At 39.0% G+C, this 1,254-nt stretch carries 1 protein-coding gene; it reads right to left on the bottom strand.

Annotated features, from left to right (window positions below):
• Positions 1–163 precede the first annotated feature (163 nt).
• Complete coding sequence (locus tag AB4585_RS22365) at positions 164–847, bottom strand: hypothetical protein (protein ID WP_372171008.1); 684 nt, start codon at positions 845–847, stop codon at positions 164–166.
• Positions 848–1,254: the final 407 nt, after the last annotated feature.

Genomic DNA, 1,254 nt, shown 5'->3' with positions numbered 1-1,254 from the left:
TAATTTAGGCAACAACGCCTGTCCAGTATACAAACAATAAACAAAATGTCTGAGCCTCGGCTGATTTTCAACCAGTTGTACAATTTCGTTCCAATCTGATTCGGGATCTAGCCTGTACAAACGCCTAGCTTTTGCACGCTCAACAAGCATTGCTTTCATTGAGTTATCCATAGTGCGCCTCTTCACTGCTTTCCGCTTCTTTGTCCAAGCGCTTAAACTCGTAGTGGGTCTCTGCACTGGAGTACTTTTTGAACACCTCAATAGGAACCTTCATTCTAAAGACAGTGCCTTTTCCCCCAGTGGTAACCCAGTGTTTCGCACTGCCTCCGCTACTAAATCCACCTTTAACTACAAATACATCTCTGGTTATTTTAGCGCCTGAATCTCGATTCTGTGCAAAAGCGACTGAATACCCGAGGCAATAGATACCTTCACATTTGGCTTCTAGATTACTAGGTAAACTCACTTCAATAGATATCAACGTTGAATTGAAACAGAACTCAAGTTCCTCGACCTCTGATTCAACTAAATCATTAAAAGCCCAATGCTTCGCTTTTTTATCCCAAACGCCACCTAGTTGATGACACTGTTCGATAAAATAACGATTAAAGGGTGTTGATACATGGATGAAGTCGCTCGCTTCTGCTATCCCCGTCTTTCCAGTTAAACAAAACTTTAACTCTTTGCCCCACTGACTTTCTGTCGATATGTCCTCAACATCAAGCATATGCTCACCAAGTTCCAACTCTTTCGATAAATTATCAATTTTCAACTTACACTTACGCCCTTCTACTTCAGCGGCGAACCAGACACGATTTTTTTTCTTTAAATTAAGTATCTTTAACATTTTATTTCTCCATTCTTCACAAGCGACTATCACCTGTTGCCATTTACAATAACGTTCACATAGCACCTCGTCAACACTTTAAATCATTGTTTTTAAAGGGATTTTTGAAATTGGCATACGATATCAATCTACCTAAATCAGAGCAAATAATTGACTTTAAGCAAGCTCAGCACTCAGCTCTTAAAGCTTTCAACATTGACTAAAACTTCATTTTTCTTTAACTGATAGCGTCTCAAGTTATTGCCAAATACGTGACAATAATCACACTTAGTAATCTCTAGATTGAGCTCTCGCGTGCGCGAGAGGAATACGGCCAATGCGGATGGTATAAAATGATATTGATTGTCATGTGCTGAAATATTGATAAATATAGATAATTTAGTAGTGACTCATAGACAGGATCTTAA

Source organism: Vibrio sp. 10N.222.49.C9 (genome assembly GCF_041474985.1).
Classification (GTDB): domain Bacteria; phylum Pseudomonadota; class Gammaproteobacteria; order Enterobacterales; family Vibrionaceae; genus Vibrio; species Vibrio crassostreae_C.
The sequence above is the reverse complement of the archived record's forward strand: the minus strand, read 5'-3'. Positions and strand labels throughout refer to the sequence as shown.

Bases quoted from the DNA above. Each gene is read 5' to 3' on its own strand.
- AB4585_RS22365 (WP_372171008.1), bottom strand. From the start codon at position 847: ATGTTAAAGATACTTAATTTAAAGAAAAAAAATCGTGTCTGGTTCGCC.